Raw genomic sequence first — 20,302 nt, 5'->3', positions numbered from 1 at the left:
ATTTTTGCGGGATATTTATTAAAAAATGGGAAAGGACAAACTACGTAAATTTGCTGAAGTTGCTACTTTTGAAAATGTAATCCAACTCGACGCAGGCAAAGAATATAAAGGAAAATGGGCTGAGAAGCAATTTGGTAACAATAATCCAGTTGTTTTGGAGCTTGCTTGTGGTAAAGGTGAGTATACTGTTAATCTAGCGAGATTGTTTCCGGAGAAAAATTTCATCGGTATCGATTTTAAAGGTAATCGTATTTGGCGAGGAGCCAAAACAGCTTTGGAGGATGGAATTCGGAATGTTGCTTTTCTTCGGATACAAATTGAGACTATCCTTGAACATTTTGCTGAAAATGAAATTGATGAGATCTGGATTACCTTTCCGGATCCGCAACCGCAAGATAGCCGAGAAAAGAAACGATTGACCGGGCCAAAGTTTTTGGAACGTTATAAAATCATTATGAAGCCTGAAGGAATGATGAATCTGAAAACAGACAATGACGGTTTTTATGCTTACACACTAGAGCAGATCGATTTACAGGGTTTGAAAAAATATAAGGAAACGACAGATCTTTACCATTCAGACTTGGTTGATAACGTTTTATCCATTAAAACATATTACGAACGGAAGTATTTGGCGCATGACAAGAACATTAACTATGTGAAGTGGAGTTTCGAGAAGGCTTAAGCCTTAACGCTTCTATTGTAATAAAGAGCCCAACGAAAGTTTGGGCTCTTTTTGTTTTCTTCAGTATTGCGGATACTGAAGCTTTGATCACCCACTTTTTACCCCAGTTGGCAGCTGTGTCTACGGTTATTTACTCTTGTCGTAGTTTTACATGAAAGTTACCGTATACTTCCAGTATAGTTACGGTATTGTTTTAGCATGGATATAGTAGTTATGTAAAATACTAAATAGCTACTTAAAGGGGGGAGTAAATTTACTTAAAACATCCTAGAATCCTCCTTTCGGGCCCTTTCCGACGGTCTTATAATTCCTAAAAGACTAAGTAATTCTTGTTTTTTTTATTTTAATATGGGCTTTTAAATAATTTCGATTTATTTCGTTTTTTAAATATTATTAATTATTTTCGATTTGTAAATATAAAATAACCAAAGAAAGATCGCTTAAAAGCGTGCCTAATGCATGATAATCCCTTCAGGGTGAACTTCAAAGCATTTTATTAAAACGGTAATAGTATGATAAAAGGAAATGCTATTCGAAACAATTGTTAACAAAAAGAAAACATTAAGTTAAAACAAACTTTTTGTTAAGAATATATTTTTGTGCCAAATTGAAAATTAACAATTTACACCAATAACTATGTTTAGTATTAACCCTATCCAAATTAATCTAAGGCACTCCTCCTCGAAAGTGCTATTTGTGGCATTAGCAATTGCCTGTAATATGGATTTTACAGCAATGGCGGCTCCACTAGGATCTGATCAAGCTGTGCATGCAGTTAAGCAGACCAAGATTAGAGTAAAAGGGCAAGTTGTCGATAATCAGACGAAAGAACCTTTGGCATCCGTATCAATCCTTGCAGCGGGTGTAGTTAAAGGAGCGACGGACAGAAATGGTAATTTCGATATTGAAGTAGAATCAGGGACAGCAATCCGTTTTCAGCTAATCGGTTACGAAGCGGAAACGCAAACTTTTTCGTCAGCCCAATTGAATGCTAAAATTTTTTTAAGTTCGAGATCGGAGGCGCTCAATGAAGTCGTTGTGACAGCACTAGGCATACAGCGAGAAGAGAAGGCATTAGGCTATTCCATAAGCACGGTCAAAGGCGAGGAATTGACGAATGCAATTTCAAACAATTGGACGGATGCTCTAACAGGAAAAGTCGCTGGTTTGAATTTGGTAAAGTCGGGTGCGGGGCCATTGGGATCCAATCAGATTATTTTAAGAGGGGAAACATCTTTTACGGGCGATAATTCCGCATTGATTGTTGTGGATGGTGTTGTCATGGGAGGAGGGACGCGGATGACCGGTAATGGTAGTTCCAATTATTTGGATAGTGATTCTCCTGTAGATTTTGGAACATCATTGGCGGATATTAATCCGGATGATATCGAGTCCGTTTCAGTATTGAAAGGACCAGGCGCTTCAGCGCTCTATGGTTCCCGTGGCGCACATGGCGCGGTGATTATTACCACAAAAAAGGGAAAAGGGGCTAAAAATAAAATTGGTGTATCCGTTAATTCGAATACGGCAATTGGGACAATTAACAGATGGCCCGATTATCAATACGAATATGGTCAAGGTGCGATTGATCAGGATCTTTATTATTCCTACGGACAGTCAGAGGATGGTGCAAGTACTTTAAGTACGTCTTCTGCTTGGGGACCCAAATTTGATGGACAGTATTATTACCAGTACGATCCTAATTTCTATCGTTTGACACCTCCAGAGCGGACTTTATGGAGACCCTATGAAAACAACCGAAAGGATCTTTTCCAAACGGAGCTCACGTCTACCAATTCGATCAGTATTTCTGGTGCCACAGAAAAGACCAGCTCAAGGTTTTCTTATACGAATGTGACGAATAAATGGATTATTCCCAACATGGGCTATAATCGGAATACCATCGCGATGCAGTTCAATAATAAGATTACGGATAAGTTGAGTCTTTCAACAAAAATTAATTTTAATAATAGAGGATCAGACAATTTACCAAATAGCGGTTATAACAATCAAAGTTACATGTACTTTGTACGGGGCATTGTGCCGAATGTGAATGCAGCTTGGCTAGAGCAGAATTGGATTCTAGGAAAGGAAGGAATTGAACAGATGACTCCGTTTTCAAACCTGTTGGATAATCCAAGAACCATATCTTATGATATGATCAATGCGCAGGATAAAAACAATATTATTGGAAATTTACAGGCCGATTATAAATTCAATAAGGAGTTGAATTTGATGGTGCGGACAGGAATCGATTGGAGCTATGATAAACGCAAACAATCGAGACCATTTGATACCTATAAGTACGCTTATGGCTATTACCGGGAGCAGTCCATCAATAACCAGGAAATTACTTCCGACTTTTTATTGCAATATAACAATCAACGGAACAATCTTCACAAATTTGGCGCATCGGTTGGAGGTTCATTGATGCACAATAAGTATATTAAAGATGATGCTTACGCTAATAGTCTTATTTATCCAAACCAATATAATTTTGCCAATGCGAGGGAAAAAATCGTTTATTTACCTTACCGCGAGGAATATGCAGCCAATAGCTTATATGCCTTACTAAATTATAGTTATAAGGATATGATTTTTGTCGATGCAACGAATCGTATCGACTGGGCGAGTACATTAGCATCTCCGAAACGGAATGAAGTTAAACCATTTATATACCCTTCGCTTAATACAAGTTTTGTTATTTCCCAATTGCTAAACCTGCCAAAAGCGATAAATTTTTGGAAAGTCAGAGCATCGATTGCTCAAGTCGGAGGTGGAGGAAAACGGGCTTATCTAAACTCTTATGGTTACCGTAGTGTTGAGGGGACCACTGGAGGGCTTACAAATCCAACCACCGTTCCAGATGAAAATCTGACGTTCGAAAGTACGCGTTCTTATGAAGTAGGAACAGATTTTAGAATGTTCAGAGATCGACTTAGATTAGATCTTACTCTGTATTCAAACTCGACATTTGATCAGATTATTGAGTCTCCGCTGGATCCTTCAAGCGGTTTCAGAAATCAGATTACGAATGCTGGAGAGGTACGGAATAGGGGGATAGAGATTGCGCTTTCTGGCGATATTATCAAGAAGAAAGATGGCTTAAATTGGAATATGTATGGAAATTTTACGAGCTATGATTCGAAAGTTATTTCCATACCTGCAGATCTGCAAGGAGAATTAGTGCTATCCACGTTGTTTGGAAGTAGAGGAACAATTGTGGCCATACCTGGTAAACGATTTGGTGATATCTATGGACTCGGATATGAGCGAAATCAGGATGGTCAAATTATTTATGAAAATGGACTTCCTGTATTGTCCCAACAGAACATGTATATCGGTAATCCAAATGCAACGACCAAATTTGGTTGGGGGAATGAATTTAAATACAAAGGATTTAGATTTAATTTCTTATTTGATGGTCAATTCGGCGGAGTGGGATATTCGTTGACGCATGCCGTATTGATGGAAGAGGGAAAATTAAAAAAGACAATTCCGGGACGATATAATGGTATTATCGGCGATGGTGTTGTGAAGAATAGTGATGGAAGCTACAGCAAGAATACAGTTGTTGCGTCTGCTGGAGATTATTATGCTAAACATTTTAACCGGGATAATATAGAATCAAATACGTTTTCCACGGACTTTATAAAGCTTCGTGAGGTCAGATTTGACTATACATTACCTAAGTCTTTTGTTGAACGCTTGAAAATTGAGCGCGCATCAATTGGCGTGTACGGAAGAGATCTGTTTGTCATGACCAAATGGCCTTCATTTGACCCAGAGTTTGGATCGCTAAATTCAAGCGGTATTGAGAAGGGCGCAGAGATTGCCCAGTTCCCTTCAACCCGCACAATGGGTGTCAATTTATCATTCTCATTTTAAATCCAGCGTATTATGAAAAAGAATATAAGAAAAGCTTTTATTTTGTTGGCAGCCTGTGGGATACTACAGAGCTGTACAAAAGATTTTGTCGCAATAAATACAAATCCAAATGCAATTTCTGCGGCAGCGCCACAAAGTCTCATCGCGCCAGCTTTACTCAATGTGTTAAACACAAATTTATCACGGAATATGCGCATCAACAACGAGCTTATGCAAGTGACTGTAACGGTGAATGATGCATTGGAGATTCAACGGTATGAAATCAGACCGTCAGAAGCGGAATCTACCTGGTCCGGATGGTACGTACAGTTGACGAATATACGCGACATTTATCAGAAGGCAGGGGAAGGGCAGCAGAAGGGTTACCAGACATACCAGGGTATTTCGCTTATATTGGATGCTTGGGTGAGTTCGTTAATAACTGATATGTATGGTGATGTACCTTATACAGACAGCAATAAAGGGTATAGTGATAGTAATTTAACTCCTGTATTTGATAAACAGTCCGATATTTATGCGGATATCTTTAGAAAATTAGAAGAGGCCAATACGCTTTTGAAAGGTAAGGTTGCTGTCGAATCGACCAATTTAGCGATGGATCCTATATTTAATTCAGATCCTGGAAAATGGCAGAAATTTGGTAATTCTTTATATCTCCGATTATTGCTACGTATAGCACATAAGTCAGAAACCAATGCCGTTGCAAAGATCAAAGAAATATTAGAAACGAATGCCGCTGAATATCCGGTGATGCAAAGCAATGCAGAAACGGCTGCTTTATACTACACCAATGTACAGCCTTATATGAATCCTTATTTTAATAGCCGTGACATAGATTTTAATGGAAACAAAGGCTATTCAGAGTTTTTTATCAATAATCTGCTGGACCTTTCAGACCCACGATTAAAAATTTGGGCCACTGAAGCCACATTAGGAGTATATGGCGGTATGCAGTCCGGATACCAGAGAGGAAATGTCCCCGAGCAACAATCAACGCTTTTAACAAGTCTAAAAGCCGACTCGCATATGGGGAATATCATGAATTACGCCGAGTTGCAATTTATTATTGCTGAATGTGGTATGAGAGGGTATGCTCAGGTTGATGCGCCTGGAGCCTATTTAAAGGGGGTGAACGCGGCTATGGAATACTGGGGGCTAACAGCGCCAGCATCTTACCTAAGCAGTGCAAAGGTTCAGTTGCTGCCCACAGATAGTGATCATGCGAAATTGAAAAAGGTGCATTTGCAAAAATACTATGCGATGCTATTTACGGATTTCCAACAGTGGTACGAATATCGTAGAACCCAATTATTGGATTTATACAAAGGTCCGGGCTTGTTGAATCAAGGGAAAATGCCAGTACGTTTAAATTATCCAACAATTGTACAATCTTTAAACAAAGTAAATTATCAGGATGCTGTGAGTCGTATGGGGGGAGACGGGATAAATGAAAAAATGTGGTGGCAACCTTCAATCAACTAATCAATGAAAAAGTTAAAATCAATACTATGCAGTATGTTGGCGATGTCAGCATTGCTGTCCGGCTGTATCAAAGACAACGTCAATGAATCGATAGGGACGCTAAATCCTGAAATATCGTTGTATGCGCTACGCAGTCTATATAAAAATGCCGATTTACAGCTTAATGCGTCTTCGCTACAAGGGGCAGAACATATCAAAGTAGTGGTCGTTTCGCATGCGGAAAATAAGAATTTACCAGAAAAATACACTTGCTGTACAGAATATTTGGCGAAATCAACGCCGTGGAATATTAGTTCAGGTACCCAATGCGTCTGAATTTAAATTTGGAGATTCGGTTCAGATCAATATTAGCGGTTCAAAACTGATTAAAAAAGATGGCTTATTAGTTCTTTCAGTCGATAATAATCAACAGCTTAAAGTCTACTCATCTGGTAATACTATTGCCCCATTACCTGTTGCTGTTTCCAGTCTAAAGTCGAAGTTTGATGAGTTTGAATCAACCTATATCGATATTACAGCCGATGTTGAACCTGAACCCGCAGCTGGGACAGCGTTGAAAGGAGATAAAATCTTAATGGATGGTGATAAAAATGAGATTATATTGCATACACAAGATAATGCGACATTTGCTGGGGAGTCCATCGCTCCAAGTGCATCATTCAGAGGAATTGCATTCAAGGAGGGCGAAAAGCTACAAGTTAGGATGCAGAGTTATGCTGATATGGCTTATGCCAGCGGTAAGTTATATGCAGGTTGGCCTGAAACTTTTGATGCTGTAGATGCGAGTGTGAAAGGTAGCTATGATATGAAGGATAAAAACGCGGTCTCCTTTCCAACGGGGCAATGGAACCTGTATCAGGCTATTCTAGGAACAACTGCTGGTCGTGATCGTATCGTTTCTGGAAAAAATGCCATCCGTATGCAGCAGAACTTAAGTGTTGATGGTTATGTGCAAATGAATTTTGATGTGCCGAATGGGGCCTCAAAAGTAACGCTTTGGTATGGTTCGTATTACACCGATCGTTCGTGTACGTTCAAGTTGGAATACTCGACCGACGGAGGAACGACATGGAAGCAAACAGGCGAGCCTATTTCGGACGCGCATACAACGACAGAGAGCATGAATTCAAAACAGGCTGTATTCTTAATGAATATTCAGGGGCCGGTTCGTTTTAGAGTTACCAAACTTGGATTAGGGACAAGTAACAATGTGATTAATAACGGAAGGTTGGGATTGGACGATATTGCTATTTATAAAAGTTATTAATTTGAAAAATTGATTTTCAAATGGCCCCATTGGATTGTGTAATCCAATGGGGCTTTTTTATCATCAGCTATTATCTCAACTCATCAAAAAAAATCGTTATCTTCATTATATAACTATAAACGAAGACTTATGAACTTAACAGATTTAGTTACAGGTGGAGTAGGCTCTAAAGCGATAGAGACTATTTCAAAAATTACTGGTATCAGCGAATCCAAGGCAAAATGGATTGTAGCAGCGGCAGTTCCTTTGATGATTGCAGCATTGAATTACAATGCCAAAAACAAGGGGCAGGCGGAAAATATTGATAAGGCTATTGACCAGCATAGCAATAGCGGGATACTCGATAAAATTGGAGATTTCTTTGGACAGGGTGGAGCAGAACAGGGCGGTGAGCAAAATGTTTCTGAAGACGGCAATAAAATTGTCAACCATATGTTCGGCCAAAATACCGAAGTCGTGACACAGCATATAGCAGATAAAGCAGGCTTGAGTTCTTCTCAGGTCACCGGAGTATTGGCTACACTTGCTCCGATAGTAATGGGGTATCTAGGACAACAAAAGCAGGCTTCAAGCGGCGGTGGGATTGGTGATCTGATCGGCTCTGTGCTTGGTGGTGGAACACAACAAAATGCAGGTGGCGGTATGTTGGGTGGTATATTAGGCTCTTTCTTAGGCGGTAGCCAAGAAGAACAAGCGCAAGCAACTGAGCAGCCGGCATCGGGAGGTAGTGTTACCGACATGTTGGGTGGATTGGCAGGCAGTTTTTTTGATAAAAATAACGATGGGCAGGCAAAGGGCAATATTCTTGATTCAATCGCCGGTATGTTTGGCAAGTAAGCTGTGTTCGGTTATTATTTTTCTTGATAAAAAGCTAGTATGGGATGAAGCTAAGATGGTGCAGATCCTAAACAGGAAGCGGTCGGAAGTTCTACACTTCCGACCGCTTTCTGTTTGTTCAATTTGTATTAATCTTCGGCCGATACTTTCGGTGGAAAATTTTTATGTTTTCTTTTGCTGATTTTGTCAATATTGACGGGTTGAGGTACCTTGACATAATATCCTGTTCCGTCATATTCACGTTTATTGGGATTTTCCTTACATGCTGGCGAACAGCATCCATCCATCTCCCAGCCGCACTCATCACATTGTGTGAAATGTTCATTACAAGTTGGGTTGGCGCAGTTGATCATTTTAGTGGTTTGCTTGCCACAGTTAAAACAAGTTGATACCACGGATGGGTTGACAGAATTTACATCGACAGTAACACGATTGTCAAAGACGTAGCATTGACCTTCAAAATCTTCACCACCTGCTTCCTTTCCGTATTTGATAATGCCGCCATGTAATTGATAAACATCCTCGAAGCCTTCTTTTAACAAGAGAGCAGATGCCTTCTCACATTTGATACCGCCTGTGCAGTACGTTAATATTTTTTTTCCTTTATATTGTTCGAGCTCTTTGATTTTCTCCGGAAACTCGCGGAAATTGTCAATATCTAGGGTAACAGCATTTTTAAAATGACCAACATTGTGCTCGTAATTTGAGCGTACATCCAATACAACCACATCCTCTTGGTCTTTCATGGCTAAGAAATCCTTCGGTTCAAGGTGCACACCGGTTTGACGGTTGGGGTCAATTTCTTTTGGATCTCTCAAACCAGAGTGAACAATTTCGGCTTTGTAGCGGCAATGCATTTTAATGAATGATGGTTCATCTACATCGTCAATTTTGAACTCTGTTTTATTGAAACGACCATCGGCATAAATGGCATCCATATAGCTTTTACAGGATTCTACAGTACCCGAAACAGTTCCATTAAGACCTTCATCAGCTACAATGATACGGCCGACTAAGTTCAGTGATTTACAAAATTCTAAATGATCTGATGCGAATTTTTCGGCATCCTCGATAGGGCTGTAACAATAGTACAGCAAAGTTTGATATTGTGTCATGATATTCATTGATACCGCTGCAAACGGCGTTTAATGCTAAAAATAAATTTAGTGCAAAGCTACGAAAAATAATAAGTGGAATAAAATGACCCTCGTCACCTTTTCTTCAAAGGTTCGAGGAGGTATTCCAAGCCATTCAGCTTTATTTCATAGAGTGTTGCTAACTGCTGGCCTAGTTTTCCCTTTGGAAAGCCTTTTTGGTTATACCACACGAGATAGGGCTCAGGAAGATTACATAAGGTGTATCCCTGGTATTTGCCAAATGGCATCTTGACTGTAACAAGTTCGGTTAAAATTTCAGGATTCAACATTAGTCTTGAGGTTTTCCATAATTGAGACGGTACCAAACTGCTTTTAGCGCAATGATGCCATGATTGAATAAATTGGGAATGGCTCCATAGTAGCGTTTGAATATCGCAAAACGCTCTTTCAAGGATTCCTGATGTCTTTGTTTTGACATCCCGCCAACAAGATACCGGGCAACATATTGCTGTGCATTGACCGTTTTTTTTGCCTTTTTGGCACAACGGATAACCCAGTCAATATCAGCGCATAATTTATAATTGAGATCGTATGGCTCGGCGATTTCCCGCTTGATGTAGATCGCCTGATGACAGATATTCATACCGTAGCGAAAGCTTTTCCAGTCGAAATGAGCCGGAACCTTGTGCCGCCGTTCACCAATAATATTCCTGTTGTCGTCCACGAGGATTGTTTCGCCGTAAAGAATATCTGCGTTATCGCTCAGTTTGGCGAGGTTCTCAATGCTATTCAGATCATAGATCTCGTCTCCAGAATTTAAAAAAAGAACATAATCGCCTGTTGCTAAGGCTAAACCCTTATTCATGGCATCATAGATACCCTTATCCTTTTCGGAGAGGATGACGGCGATTTTATCCTTGTATTTTTGGATGATCTCTAACGTTCCGTCGGTTGATTGTCCATCAATGACAATATACTCTATATGACCATAGCTCTGATTGACAACAGATTTCAGGGTGTGTTCTATGTCACGCACATTGTTGTAAACGACAGTTATAATCGAAAATTTAGGATGAGCAGACATGTTTTTTATGTATCGAATTTATTTATTTTCTTCTTCAGGAATCGGATGCCACGGTTGAATAAAGATCCTTTCCGATGGGCGTAGAAATACTTGATGGCTTCATAAGCTTGCTTGTTTTCTGAAATTTCCGTCGGAAAATACCGTATAGGACTTTCCGCTAGTGTAACCTGATACGTAGCTTCTGCAGCTGTATGTGTACCCGATCCATCGTTACCAATATTTTGTATCATTGAATTCCTTGGATACAAAACTAATCCATTTTTTTTGAATACAGAAGCGTACCAGCGTATGGCCCAAGAGTTGATCTTTCCGGCTTTAAATTCTTGCACTTGCTTCCAGAAGTTTTCTTTTCCCTCGATACTGAATTGGTGTATTTGGTCGGCGGTAAAATCCGATACAAGTTCATCAATATTGGGATTGAAATGTTGCCAGGCGCGGTCCCAGGTTGCCCAGCCCCAACTATTGGCGACCCGAAAAAAGAAAGTCTCCGGCAATTTATCTAAATCTTTTAACGGATAACCATAACCGCTGATCTCCATGACCCGATCTTGATCTTTATAGCGCTCCAGTGCCTGATTGAAATAGTCTAGTGCAAACACCGCAGTTTCCAGATCGTCTTCCAAAACAATAATCTTTCCATGGGCATTGACCACTTTTGTAACACCATCGATCACATTGGCTGCCAAACCCCAATTTTCTGTCCTTTCTACAACAATAACCTCTTTAAAGTTCCATTGCTTATTGATAATCTTTCGTACTTCAGTAACTGCCTGAACAGATTTTTCGTTTTTTGCAGCATCCGAATAGATATATAGCGTGGTCTGGTCTGCTAATATATTATTTTCTAAAGCTGAGAGTGTTCTTATTGTATGATCAGGACGATTGTACACAAAAAGTATGACTGGAGCAGTATTGTTCATTTATCAATAGATTTTGTTGAAGGCTTTTTTGTTGGTCACACGGGTACGGTAAACTGCTCCTGTTTTGCCCAGCAATCTAAAAGCAATGTTTAAGTAGCTTTTTGCTTCAAAAGCATGACCTTTAAAAAATGAAGACGCCATTTTCTTTAGACTTGCCAATATTGCCATGGAAAAAGCTTTTACAAAAGTATAATTGATATTGCAATATTCTGTCAAATGATAGACAAATTCGCTTTTCAGAAAGGCCTTGCGGTCTGTTTTACGTTGTTGCCTATCGTGGTAGGCTTTGGCTCCTTCAGTGAGAATAATGCTTAATCCGTAGTACTTGATGCGGTTGGCATAATCTTTATCTTCTCCATAATGGAAAAAGATCGGTGCGAAACCACCGACTTTTCGGATCACCAGATTGGGGATAAACCAAAATGCAGCATTGACGAACGTGCAAATTCGATTAGAATTTTCGATGATGGCGTTTTTTGTATAGACAGCAAAACCATAGTCCAGTGTTGTTTCGGTTCCATCGTAGTGAATAGGTGAGATAATTCCGATATTGTCTGCGTTGACTTTCACTAAGTTGGCAATACAGTCCCGATCCAGCCAGGCGTCCTGATTGACCAAAAATGCATAATCATACTTTTCTTTCAAAACGATGTCAAGTCCAATGTTGTTGGCCTTTCCAAAACCCAAATTTTCGGAACTTTCTATGAGTCTTACTGATGGATACTTTTCTTTTATGATCTGTGTTGTATTGTCCCCCGAGTTGTTGTCGACAACTAAAATATCTGTTGGGTAACTCGAATCCAATAGGCTGGGTAAGCACTTGTGAATCCAAGGCTCAAAATTATAAGAGACGATTATGGTGAGAATCCTGGCCATCTATTTTTTTCGGATAACTGTTAGGAAATAGTGGTATAATTCCAACAAAATACTGGGTTTAAAGATTCTATTTACGATGATATAACTGCATACTGCAATTCCAATTGTACTTGCAAACCGAAGATAGAGGTTGGCGATGGCTGCGGTGGCATAATGTGCTGCTAAGCAGCTTATCGCTGCCAATAGTGCATAAGCAAAAATATCTGTTAGCAGATAACGAAATGAATAGTTCATATAAGGTTTGGCTGATATGTACCAAACGAATATCCAGAGGGCATTTAATGCCGAGGTCAATCCAATGAGCAGTTCTAGGCCTAATGATTTGCCGAAAAATAGGATGGCAATTTGGAGTAGGCCAAAAACAATGATATTCCGCATATAAACTTCAGGTTTCCCCTTGCTAATGATTAAGTTAGAGAAAACATTGCTTACAGAATCAAATGCGGCACCAATACAAAATATTTGAAGAAATATGGCGCTTTGCGCCCATTTGTCGGTGATCGCAATAGTAATAAAATCTTGTGCTACCGTGGTTAAACCCAATAACATTGGAAAGGCTAAAAAGGCTGTAAAGGAAATCAGTTTGCGAAAAACCCGAACTTGTCTATCCTTATCATCTTCTATTTCTTTTAAAATAGGCTGTGTCACATTATTGACCATATTAGTCAATATATTCTGGGCCATGATGCTCCAACGATTTGGATTCACGGTATACCCCAGTTCTTCAGCGGTATAATGCCGGCCTAAGATCGCTGCATATATATTTTTGTTGATATTGATAAAAATGTTGGTGACCAATATTTTGCTGCTAAATCCTAAAATGTCACGAATAGGTTTAAGATCGAACTGGAAAGTAGGTCTGAATTTGGAAAAATACCAGAATCCGAGCATATTGAAACCACTATAGGAAACAATTTGGATCGCGTATGCCCAATAAGCATAGTCCTTATAGGCTAAATAAACGCCGACTATATTTGATGCGATAAGAGCAAAGGTTCCCGTGATGACCCTTTCTTTGATTTTTAAATTCCGGAAGAGGTAAGCATTGTGTGCAATACCAAAACTACCTAACCAAAAGGACAAAAAGGTAAATCTGCTGAGCTCTACTAGTACTGGTTGATTATAGTATAAAGCGATAAGAGGAGCTGCAAAAAATAGAACGATATAAATAAATGTTCCAATTCCTACGCTTGTCCAGAATACCGCGTTATAATCTTTATGTTCAACATCTTTTTTATTGACAATCCCATACACAAATCCACTTTCTTGAAAAGCAGAAGCGAGAACAGAAAAGATGGTGATCATAGCGACTAAACCATAGTCTTCTGCTGTTAGCTTACGGTTTAGTAAGATGCCGAAGCCGAAGCCCAAAAACTGCTGGATGATACTGGCCATACCACCCCATAGCAGTCCTTTTGTTGTTTTTGATTTTAAAGAGTCATTTTTCGTTTGCGATGACATGCTAAATTAAATGAGCGGCAATATTAAAGTATTGCAATTGTATTCGCAAATTCTTTTAGGGAAACGTCAGTTGGATTGACATCGGTAATCAAATAAGAAATATCACGTAACGGTACAACTTTCATTTTTTGAACTGAATTAAGTTTTTCCGCAATGCTCAGAATAGCTACTTTTTTTGAGCATTTAATCATCGCACGTTTGATTTGCACCACTTCCCAGTCTGAATCGGTCACCCCATCTTCTACGGAAAGAGAATTTGTTCCCAACAAACAAAGATCGACTTTAAGATCGGCCAGTTCATTAGCGACTTGGGCTCCCGAAACAATGTTTGTATTGCGTGAAAGTTTTCCGCCAACTAAAATGACTTCAAGATTTGGCTTTTCGGCCAATTCTAGTGCAACTAATGGACTTATAGTAAAAAACGTACACTGAAGATGATCGGGTATTGTTCTCGCTAATTCAATTAAGGTTGTCCCGCCTCCGACTAAAACAGTCATTCCATTGGAGATTAAAGTGCTTGCTTTCTTGGCAATTTCTTTCTTTGCCTCCTTGGCATATACGTTTCCATCCTGAAAAGGGAACTGAAATGATTTTGATAATGCTCCACCATAGACTTTTAGAACTTTACCATTCTCAGCAAGTTCGTTCAAGTCGCGTCTGATTGTATCTTCAGACACATTCAGCTGAACACTGAGGTCTGAGGATAAAACTTTATTATGTAGGTTGATCTGATGTATGATGAATGCTTGTCTTTCTTCCTTTAACATTGGTCTTTTGGTTTTTAATCGGAATTTTAAAATTAATTGAGAAATCAGTCTAAATGTAGTGAAAATTATTCTTCCTTTTTATCAATTTTTGTTATGCCAGCTTTGAACCTCGGTTTGAAGCCTGTAGGCTTGCTGGCAGCAGGTTCCTGTGTTTCTATGCTGTCGTTTTCAGGTTCAGCCTTTACGCTCGCATCTAACTTAATTTCGTCTTTCGTATCGGGCAGCTGTGTTTGTTCAGCAGTTTCTATTTTGGTTACTCCGGCTTTAAACCTCGGTTTGAAGCCTGTAGGCTTGCTGGCAGCAGGTTCCTGTGTTTCTGTGCTGTTGTTTTCAGGTTCAGCCTTTACGCTCGCATCTAACTTAATTTCTTCTTTGGTATCGGGCAGCTGTGTTTGTTCATCAGTTTCTGTTTTGGTTACTCCGGCTTTGAACCTCGGTTTGAAACCCGTAGGTTTACTGGCAGCAGGTTCCTGTGTTTCTGTGCTGTTGTTTCAGGTTCAGCCTTTATGCTCGCATCTAACTTAAGTTCGTCTTTCGTATCGGACAGCGGTGTCTGGTCAGCAGTTTCTGCTTTGGTTATTCCAGCTTTAAACCTTGGTTTGAATCCTGTAGGTTTTGGAGCCGATGTCGATGCTTCGTCGGTCGTTTCTTCGGATGCTGGAGTGCTTGCCGCTGCGTCAGGAGCTTTGGTTACTCCAGCTTTAAACCTCGGTTTGAAACCCGTTGGTTTTGGAGCCGCCGTCGTCGCTTCGTCGGTCGTTTCTTCGGATGCAGGAGTGCTTGCCGCTGCGTCAGGAGCTTTGGTAACTCCGGCCTTGAACCTCGGTTTGAAGCCTGTCGGTATTGAATCTGGAGTGGATTCCGCTGAATCAGCTATTTCCTGTTTGGATGTTGCTTGAGCTTCATCTTTTACAGCGGCAGAAGGAGCCTTGAATCGCGGTTTAAAGCCTGCTGGTTTTGCCGTAGGAATACTGGAGGTCTCGGATGATGCATCTGGGGTAACCTGCTTTTCAACAGGTTTTGCAATAACAGTTTCCTCCTCTGCTAAATGGAAACTTTTTCGAAGCTTGTTGAACCAAAACTTTTTGCTGTGGTCAAAACTCTTTTCTCCCATAGCAGAATAATGTGCTTTGAACTCTTCAAATAAAGGTTCATCTGCAGCTTTTAAAGCTTTTAAATCAATTTTCTTTTTTATGAAAAATTCTTCAAAAGTCATTCTGGTACGAGTTTGATTTAGTCTATTACAAATGTAGTAATTTTTCTGACGGGGCTAGGCGGTGCTTTAAATAAAAAAGAGCGACAAGCGCTCTTTTTTATAGTTTTATAGGTTCAATAGCTTAAGCCATGTTATGGTAAACTGCTTGAACATCGTCATCTTCTTCGATTTTATCGATCATCTTCAATACATCAGCAGCTTGTTCTTCCGTAATATCTGAATGCGATAATGCGATACGTTCCAATTTTGCAGATGTTACTTCAATTCCCTTTTCTTCCAGTAATTTTTGCATATTACCAAAGTCTTCAAAGGAAGTTTGAACGACAGCAATATCATTGCCTTCTTCATCAGATTCTACGTACAATTCTTCTAAGCCTCCATCGATCAACTCTAATTCAAGCTCTTCTAGGTCCAGTTCCTCTGTTGCAGCAAAACGGAAAATGGATTTACGATTGAAAATAAAATCCAATGATCCTGTTTTCCCCAATGAACCACCTGCTTTTGTGAAATAGCTACGGATGTTTCCTACGGTGCGGTTGGTGTTATCTGTTGCAGTTTCAATTAATACAGGTACGCCATGAGGGCCGTAGCCTTCGTATACATATTCTTCGTAACCTTTTGAATCTTTTTCCGAAGCACGTTTGATTGCGGCTTCGATACGATCCTTTGGCATATTTACTGCCTTGGCATTGTGTATTGCTGTACGAAGTCTCGAGTTAGTTTCAGGGTGAGGGCCGCTTTCTTTAACCGCCATAGCGATTTCTTTACCTAAACGTGTAAATTGAACGGCCATTTTGGCCCAGCGTTTGAATTTCCGCTCTTTTCTGAATTCGAAAGCTCTTCCCATTGTTATATTTTGTTTTTAAGATTTTCAATCATGTCGACTGTCATCTTCTGGATGTCAAATTCCGGCGTCCAGTTCCAGTCTTTTCTTGCATAAGAATCGTCTAGACTAGCAGGCCATGAATCGGCAATCTGTTGTCTTGGATCGTTCTCGATGTAAGAGATTGCAAAATTAGGAAGAATTTTTTTAATTTCTTGCGCAAGTTCTTTTGGAGTAAACGTAATTCCACCAAGGTTATAGCTGTGGCGAATGCTTAGGCTTTCTTTGGGTGCATCCATTAATTCGAGTGTACCACGGATGGCATCCTCCATATAGAGCATTGGTAAGGCCGTGTTTTCAGATAAGAAGCAGGCGTAAGTCCCGGTTTTCAATGCTTCATAAAAAATATCGACTGCATAATCCGTTGTGCCACCCCCTGGTTCTGTTTTCCAAGAAATGATACCTGGATAACGGACACTGCGAATATCCAGACCACGGTGTTCTTGATACCATTCTATAAGGCGCTCACCTGCAAGCTTGCTGATGCCATAAATTGTGTTCGGATCCATTACGCAATATTGTTCGGTATTTGTTTTCGGAGAATGCGGTCCAAAAACAGCAATCGAGCTTGGCCAAAATATCTTTGAAACTTTATAGCTCACGGCTAGATCAAGCACATTCAACAGACCATTCATGTTCAATTCCCAAGCCTTCTCAGGGTATTTTTCACCTGTAGCTGAAAGCATGGCAGCTAATAGATATACTTGAGTAGGTTTATATTGTTGAAATAATGTCTCGAGTCCATTTTTGTCAAGGACATTAGCGATTTCGAAATTTTCGTCAGGGCTTTTAATCTGTGGTTCTCTAATGTCAGTGGTTACAACATTCTCTGCACCAAATTTTTTGCGCAAGGCGATAGCTAATTCTGTGCCGATCTGGCCATTTGCACCAATGATAATAATGCTTTCTTTCATTTGTAAGTTTTATTTTAGGAAGCTCCTGCTTTCACTATAATGAGTGTTTATGCTCAAAAATATAAATGAATCGCTTCGCTCGTTTCTTCCTATCGATATGATAGGATCTAGCCTGACATAATTTACGTTTCATCATGTAATGAAAAATGAAATTTCAACCATGGCGGTTTATGATGCAAATATAAAGGCTTTTCAGTATCTATCAACTTTGTGGTCTTTTAGGAAGCCGGGAAAAAATGTTAATTTTTAGACTCTTTGGACTGTTTTTATGAGATTTTAAACTGTTTCAATCGTTTGTTCTTTTTTTTGAATAAGCGGTGAAAATTTTTATTTTTTTTGAATTGCTTTAATTCTAATTTTATGGCATGAATCAAAGAACTTAACGATTCCATTTTAGCAATTTAGGAGGGGAAATGCTAAATGTTGTGACATTTTTAGCTAAGCGCTTAATATTTTGTTATTTTAATAGTGGAATTGGGGAATATTTTTTAAATTTGAAGAATTCATTCTTCGAGAATCAACTAAAAACAAAATCAAATAACAATTTTAATATACACAATTTAAACACAGACAAAAATGAAAGTGGCAGTAGTCGGCGCAACAGGCCTTGTAGGTACTGAGATGCTAACCGTGTTGGCGGCGCGAAATTTCCCAGTAACAGAATTAATTCCAGTAGCTTCAGAGCGTAGTAAGGGTAAGGAAATTGAATTCAAGGGAAAGAAGTATAAGGTGGTTACACCATCTGAGGCTATTGCTTTGAAACCTGATGTTGCGTTATTTTCTGCTGGCGGTGATACCTCGAAAGAATTTGCCCCTCAATTTGCAGAAGCTGGAATTACAGTGATCGACAATTCTTCAGCATGGCGTATGGATCCAACGAAAAAGTTGGTTGTTCCAGAAGTAAATGGTGATGTGTTATCTGCTGAAGATAAAATTATTGCAAACCCGAATTGTTCAACTATACAAATGGTGGTGGCTTTAAAGCCATTACATGATAAATATAAAATCAAACGTGTTGTCGTTTCTACCTACCAATCTGTAACAGGTACAGGTGTTAAGGCCGTTAACCAATTGATGGATGAACGTGCTGGAAAAGATGGTGAAAAAGCTTATCCTTATCAGATTGATCTGAACGTGATTCCGCATATTGATGTTTTCCAAGAAAATGGATACACCAAAGAGGAGATGAAGATGATTTTGGAAACAAATAAAATCATGCGTGATGATTCTATTAAAGTAACTGCAACGACAGTGCGTATTCCTGTTATGGGAGGACACTCTGAATCATTGAATATCGAATTTGAAAATGACTTTGATTTGAATGATGTACGTGCAGCTTTAGCCGCGCAAAGTGGCTGTATTGTTGTTGACGATCCTGCGTCACTACAATATCCAATGCCGAAGGATGCACACGGTAGAGATGAGGTTTTGTAGGACGCATCCGTCGTGATGAATCTCAGCCAAATACGCTCAACATGTGGGTAGTAGCGGATAACTTACGTAAGGGTGCTGCAACAAATGCAGTTCAGGTAGCGGAGTTATTGGCTGAAAAAGGATTGATCTAACTCAAGTAGATTCCATAATAAATATTGAGCCCCCATGAATTCGTTCATGGGGGCTCTTTTTTGTTCCATTAGCAAATCACAATTTAGATACTTATGATTTGGTCCTTGATGTCGGGGCTATAAATTATGGTGTCAATGTTGTGGGGTGGATCGAAAATTCAATCTTGTCATTCAACGGAGCATAGCTTTCTTTGCTTTGCTCTTCCAGTCGATCTGGAAATAGAATGCCGAAAAGATGATCCGTTTCGTGCTGTAAAATAACAGCAGTAAAACCCTCGATATTTTCTTCAATAACTTTACCTTCTTTATTGATGTATTGCAGGCGGATCGCATAACTCCGTAATACATCTTCTTTACGGTTGGGGATAGAAAGACAGCCTTCTGCACCTTTACGCTTCAGTTTGGAGCGCCATAGAATTTTAGGATTCACATAGAATTCAAATGGCTGATCCGGTTTGTCAAATCGCTGTACCCAGATTAAATTTTTATTGATTCCGATCTGTGGCGCTGCGATGCCTACACCGGGGTGATTGGGATCACGTACAGTCGCGAACATTCTTTTGGAAAGAGACTCAATCAATGGGTCGTTGTATTTGACATCACTGCTTGTCGCTTTTAAAACTCTCAGATCTTTATCGTCTGTTGTTTGCAATACGCGAAGAATTGCATTTTCATCTCCTGATAAAATGATTTTCTTGTCGGCAGCACTGAACTCCTGTCCTGCGTTAAGATTGACTGGTCTTTCATTCTTTGACTTATGAAATGCTTTTTCTCCGGCCATAATTTTTGTTTCTAAATTGTTCTCGACTGGGGGTACTGGGCAACGGTACCCGTTGCTATAGGCACAGTATGGGTTGTAGGCTTTGTTAAAGTCTATCTCAACATCGTTTCCTTTAATGTCGTCTGTGGATAAATCAATATACCGGCCCCCACTGTAGCTTTCCTGACCATTTGTTAAATCTAAAAATGGTAAAAATAAATGTTTTTTGTATGCAGGATTTTGAAATAATGCGACACTTGGTAGACATTCAACGTATGTTCTTTTCCATGAAGCGTAAATGTTATAATAGCATAACGTTTGTATTCGTTGCTTGTGCCGTCGTAGGTCGGCATCCGGAATACCGGTTCATCAAATAGGACTTCAACTTTGGCGTTGACTTTATAACTGGCGTCTACAGGAAAGTAATCCAAAAACGCTACCTGATCTGATTTCAATGGGCCGTATTGTTCTTTCGCCAATTCAGCGGCTTTTTCTTCACGAAGAGCAGTAATGTGTTGCTCGTATTTACTTTGGGCATGCGTATTCAAGCATAAGGCCAAAAGGAAACTGGCAATAAGTGTTTTTTTCATTTGTTTGCATATT

At 39.6% G+C, this 20,302-nt stretch carries 18 protein-coding genes and 2 pseudogenes; 7 read left to right on the top strand and 13 right to left on the bottom strand.

Annotation, left to right across the window (positions count from 1 at the left end):
* The first annotated feature begins 25 nt into the window (after positions 1-25).
* The 6 genes from trmB to DTA23_RS13930 all read left to right on the top strand — a co-directional run bounded on the left by trmB (position 26) and on the right by DTA23_RS13930 (position 8,156).
* Entirely contained in the window at positions 26-682 is a 657-nt protein-coding gene (trmB, locus tag DTA23_RS13950; protein WP_070561432.1) for a tRNA (guanosine(46)-N7)-methyltransferase TrmB, read from the top strand.
* A 696-nt stretch (positions 683-1,378) separates the two neighbouring features.
* Entirely contained in the window at positions 1,379-4,570 is a 3,192-nt protein-coding gene (locus tag DTA23_RS13945) for a SusC/RagA family TonB-linked outer membrane protein (protein ID WP_172462419.1), read from the top strand.
* Positions 4,571-4,582: 12 nt separating this feature from the next.
* On the top strand, positions 4,583-6,052 hold the full coding sequence (locus DTA23_RS13940) for a SusD/RagB family nutrient-binding outer membrane lipoprotein (RefSeq protein WP_070561428.1): 1,470 nt from the start codon (positions 4,583-4,585) through the stop codon (positions 6,050-6,052).
* A 3-nt stretch (positions 6,053-6,055) separates the two neighbouring features.
* Positions 6,056-6,367: a hypothetical protein gene (locus DTA23_RS27150; protein ID WP_172462418.1), complete on the top strand. Its 312-nt coding sequence runs from the start codon at positions 6,056-6,058 to the stop codon at positions 6,365-6,367.
* Entirely contained in the window at positions 6,267-7,319 is a 1,053-nt protein-coding gene (locus tag DTA23_RS13935; protein WP_112375077.1) for a DUF5689 domain-containing protein, read from the top strand. Before DTA23_RS27150 ends, DTA23_RS13935 begins: the two co-directional genes overlap by 101 nt.
* 129 nt (positions 7,320-7,448) lie before the next feature.
* Positions 7,449-8,156, top strand: coding sequence for a DUF937 domain-containing protein (locus DTA23_RS13930; protein WP_070561423.1), 708 nt, complete (start codon positions 7,449-7,451; stop codon positions 8,154-8,156).
* A 128-nt stretch (positions 8,157-8,284) separates the two neighbouring features.
* Here DTA23_RS13930 and trhO read toward each other — a convergent pair whose 3' ends face one another.
* The 10 genes from trhO to DTA23_RS13880 all read right to left on the bottom strand — a co-directional run bounded on the left by trhO (position 8,285) and on the right by DTA23_RS13880 (position 17,374).
* A complete protein-coding gene (trhO, locus tag DTA23_RS13925; RefSeq protein ID WP_070561516.1) occupies positions 8,285-9,271 on the bottom strand; it encodes an oxygen-dependent tRNA uridine(34) hydroxylase TrhO in 987 nt (328 codons plus the stop codon).
* A 95-nt stretch (positions 9,272-9,366) separates the two neighbouring features.
* A complete protein-coding gene (locus DTA23_RS13920; RefSeq protein ID WP_046673143.1) occupies positions 9,367-9,582 on the bottom strand; it encodes a DUF3820 family protein in 216 nt (71 codons plus the stop codon).
* On the bottom strand, positions 9,582-10,337 hold the full coding sequence (locus DTA23_RS13915; RefSeq protein ID WP_070561421.1) for a glycosyltransferase family 2 protein: 756 nt from the start codon (positions 10,335-10,337) through the stop codon (positions 9,582-9,584). Before DTA23_RS13915 ends, DTA23_RS13920 begins: the two co-directional genes overlap by 1 nt.
* A 5-nt stretch (positions 10,338-10,342) precedes the next feature.
* Positions 10,343-11,257, bottom strand: a complete 915-nt coding sequence (locus tag DTA23_RS13910) for a glycosyltransferase (protein ID WP_070561419.1) — start codon at positions 11,255-11,257, stop codon at positions 10,343-10,345.
* 3 nt (positions 11,258-11,260) lie between these two features.
* Positions 11,261-12,133, bottom strand: a complete 873-nt coding sequence (locus tag DTA23_RS13905) for a glycosyltransferase family 2 protein (RefSeq protein ID WP_070561417.1) — start codon at positions 12,131-12,133, stop codon at positions 11,261-11,263.
* Positions 12,134-13,594, bottom strand: coding sequence for a lipopolysaccharide biosynthesis protein (locus tag DTA23_RS13900; RefSeq protein WP_070561415.1), 1,461 nt, complete (start codon positions 13,592-13,594; stop codon positions 12,134-12,136).
* 23 nt (positions 13,595-13,617) lie between these two features.
* Entirely contained in the window at positions 13,618-14,361 is a 744-nt protein-coding gene (locus tag DTA23_RS13895) for a DeoR/GlpR family DNA-binding transcription regulator (RefSeq protein ID WP_046673148.1), read from the bottom strand.
* Between the two features lie 415 nt (positions 14,362-14,776).
* Positions 14,777-15,577: a hypothetical protein gene (locus DTA23_RS13890; protein ID WP_112375076.1), complete on the bottom strand. Its 801-nt coding sequence runs from the start codon at positions 15,575-15,577 to the stop codon at positions 14,777-14,779.
* Between the two features lie 121 nt (positions 15,578-15,698).
* The gene (locus DTA23_RS13885; RefSeq protein ID WP_070561411.1) at positions 15,699-16,424 is read right to left on the bottom strand and encodes a YebC/PmpR family DNA-binding transcriptional regulator; all 726 of its coding nucleotides are present in this window, start codon (positions 16,422-16,424) and stop codon (positions 15,699-15,701) included.
* A 2-nt stretch (positions 16,425-16,426) separates the two neighbouring features.
* The gene (locus DTA23_RS13880) at positions 16,427-17,374 is read right to left on the bottom strand and encodes an NAD-dependent epimerase/dehydratase family protein (protein ID WP_046671586.1); all 948 of its coding nucleotides are present in this window, start codon (positions 17,372-17,374) and stop codon (positions 16,427-16,429) included.
* A gap of 576 nt (positions 17,375-17,950) precedes the next feature.
* On the opposite strand from DTA23_RS13880, the pseudogene DTA23_RS13875 reads away from it, so the two are divergent.
* Positions 17,951-18,939 (top strand): annotated as a pseudogene (locus DTA23_RS13875) (aspartate-semialdehyde dehydrogenase).
* Positions 18,940-19,063: 124 nt separating this feature from the next.
* On the opposite strand, the gene def reads toward DTA23_RS13875, so the two are convergent.
* From def to DTA23_RS29170, 3 genes and pseudogenes are all read right to left on the bottom strand, one after another.
* Positions 19,064-19,720 (bottom strand): peptide deformylase, encoded by a 657-nt coding sequence (gene def / locus DTA23_RS29180; protein WP_256603761.1) that lies wholly within the window; start codon positions 19,718-19,720, stop codon positions 19,064-19,066.
* 45 nt (positions 19,721-19,765) lie between these two features.
* Positions 19,766-19,999: pseudogene (locus DTA23_RS29175) on the bottom strand (DUF1684 domain-containing protein); the annotation flags it as partial.
* The gene (locus tag DTA23_RS29170) at positions 19,900-20,289 is read right to left on the bottom strand and encodes a DUF1684 domain-containing protein (protein ID WP_256603759.1); all 390 of its coding nucleotides are present in this window, start codon (positions 20,287-20,289) and stop codon (positions 19,900-19,902) included. The gene DTA23_RS29170 and the pseudogene DTA23_RS29175, both read right to left, overlap by 100 nt.
* Positions 20,290-20,302 lie beyond the last annotated feature (13 nt).

Source organism: Sphingobacterium multivorum (genome assembly GCF_900457465.1).
Lineage (GTDB): Bacteria > Bacteroidota > Bacteroidia > Sphingobacteriales > Sphingobacteriaceae > Sphingobacterium > Sphingobacterium multivorum.
Note: the sequence above shows the minus strand (reverse complement) of the source record. Positions and strands in the feature narration are given on the sequence as shown.

What these genes read in the sequence shown, in the direction of transcription:
- DTA23_RS27150 (WP_172462418.1), top strand. Translation starts at nt 6,056, where the DNA reads ATGAAAAAGTTAAAATCAATACTATGCAGTATGTTGGCGATGTCAGCA.
- DTA23_RS13915 (WP_070561421.1), bottom strand. Translation starts at nt 10,337, where the DNA reads ATGTCTGCTCATCCTAAATTTTCGATTATAACTGTCGTTTACAACAAT.
- DTA23_RS29170 (WP_256603759.1), bottom strand. Translation starts at nt 20,289, where the DNA reads ATGAAAAAAACACTTATTGCCAGTTTCCTTTTGGCCTTATGCTTGAAT.
- DTA23_RS13890 (WP_112375076.1), bottom strand. Translation starts at nt 15,577, where the DNA reads ATGACTTTTGAAGAATTTTTCATAAAAAAGAAAATTGATTTAAAAGCT.
- trhO (WP_070561516.1), bottom strand. Translation starts at nt 9,271, where the DNA reads ATGACACAATATCAAACTTTGCTGTACTATTGTTACAGCCCTATCGAG.
- DTA23_RS13900 (WP_070561415.1), bottom strand. Translation starts at nt 13,594, where the DNA reads ATGTCATCGCAAACGAAAAATGACTCTTTAAAATCAAAAACAACAAAA.
- DTA23_RS13885 (WP_070561411.1), bottom strand. Translation starts at nt 16,424, where the DNA reads ATGGGAAGAGCTTTCGAATTCAGAAAAGAGCGGAAATTCAAACGCTGG.
- DTA23_RS13940 (WP_070561428.1), top strand. Translation starts at nt 4,583, where the DNA reads ATGAAAAAGAATATAAGAAAAGCTTTTATTTTGTTGGCAGCCTGTGGG.
- DTA23_RS13920 (WP_046673143.1), bottom strand. Translation starts at nt 9,582, where the DNA reads ATGTTGAATCCTGAAATTTTAACCGAACTTGTTACAGTCAAGATGCCA.
- DTA23_RS13910 (WP_070561419.1), bottom strand. Translation starts at nt 11,257, where the DNA reads ATGAACAATACTGCTCCAGTCATACTTTTTGTGTACAATCGTCCTGAT.
- DTA23_RS13880 (WP_046671586.1), bottom strand. Translation starts at nt 17,374, where the DNA reads ATGAAAGAAAGCATTATTATCATTGGTGCAAATGGCCAGATCGGCACA.
- trmB (WP_070561432.1), top strand. Translation starts at nt 26, where the DNA reads ATGGGAAAGGACAAACTACGTAAATTTGCTGAAGTTGCTACTTTTGAA.
- def (WP_256603761.1), bottom strand. Translation starts at nt 19,720, where the DNA reads ATGGCCGGAGAAAAAGCATTTCATAAGTCAAAGAATGAAAGACCAGTC.
- DTA23_RS13895 (WP_046673148.1), bottom strand. Translation starts at nt 14,361, where the DNA reads ATGTTAAAGGAAGAAAGACAAGCATTCATCATACATCAGATCAACCTA.
- DTA23_RS13935 (WP_112375077.1), top strand. Translation starts at nt 6,267, where the DNA reads ATGCGGAAAATAAGAATTTACCAGAAAAATACACTTGCTGTACAGAAT.
- DTA23_RS13930 (WP_070561423.1), top strand. Translation starts at nt 7,449, where the DNA reads ATGAACTTAACAGATTTAGTTACAGGTGGAGTAGGCTCTAAAGCGATA.
- DTA23_RS13905 (WP_070561417.1), bottom strand. Translation starts at nt 12,133, where the DNA reads ATGGCCAGGATTCTCACCATAATCGTCTCTTATAATTTTGAGCCTTGG.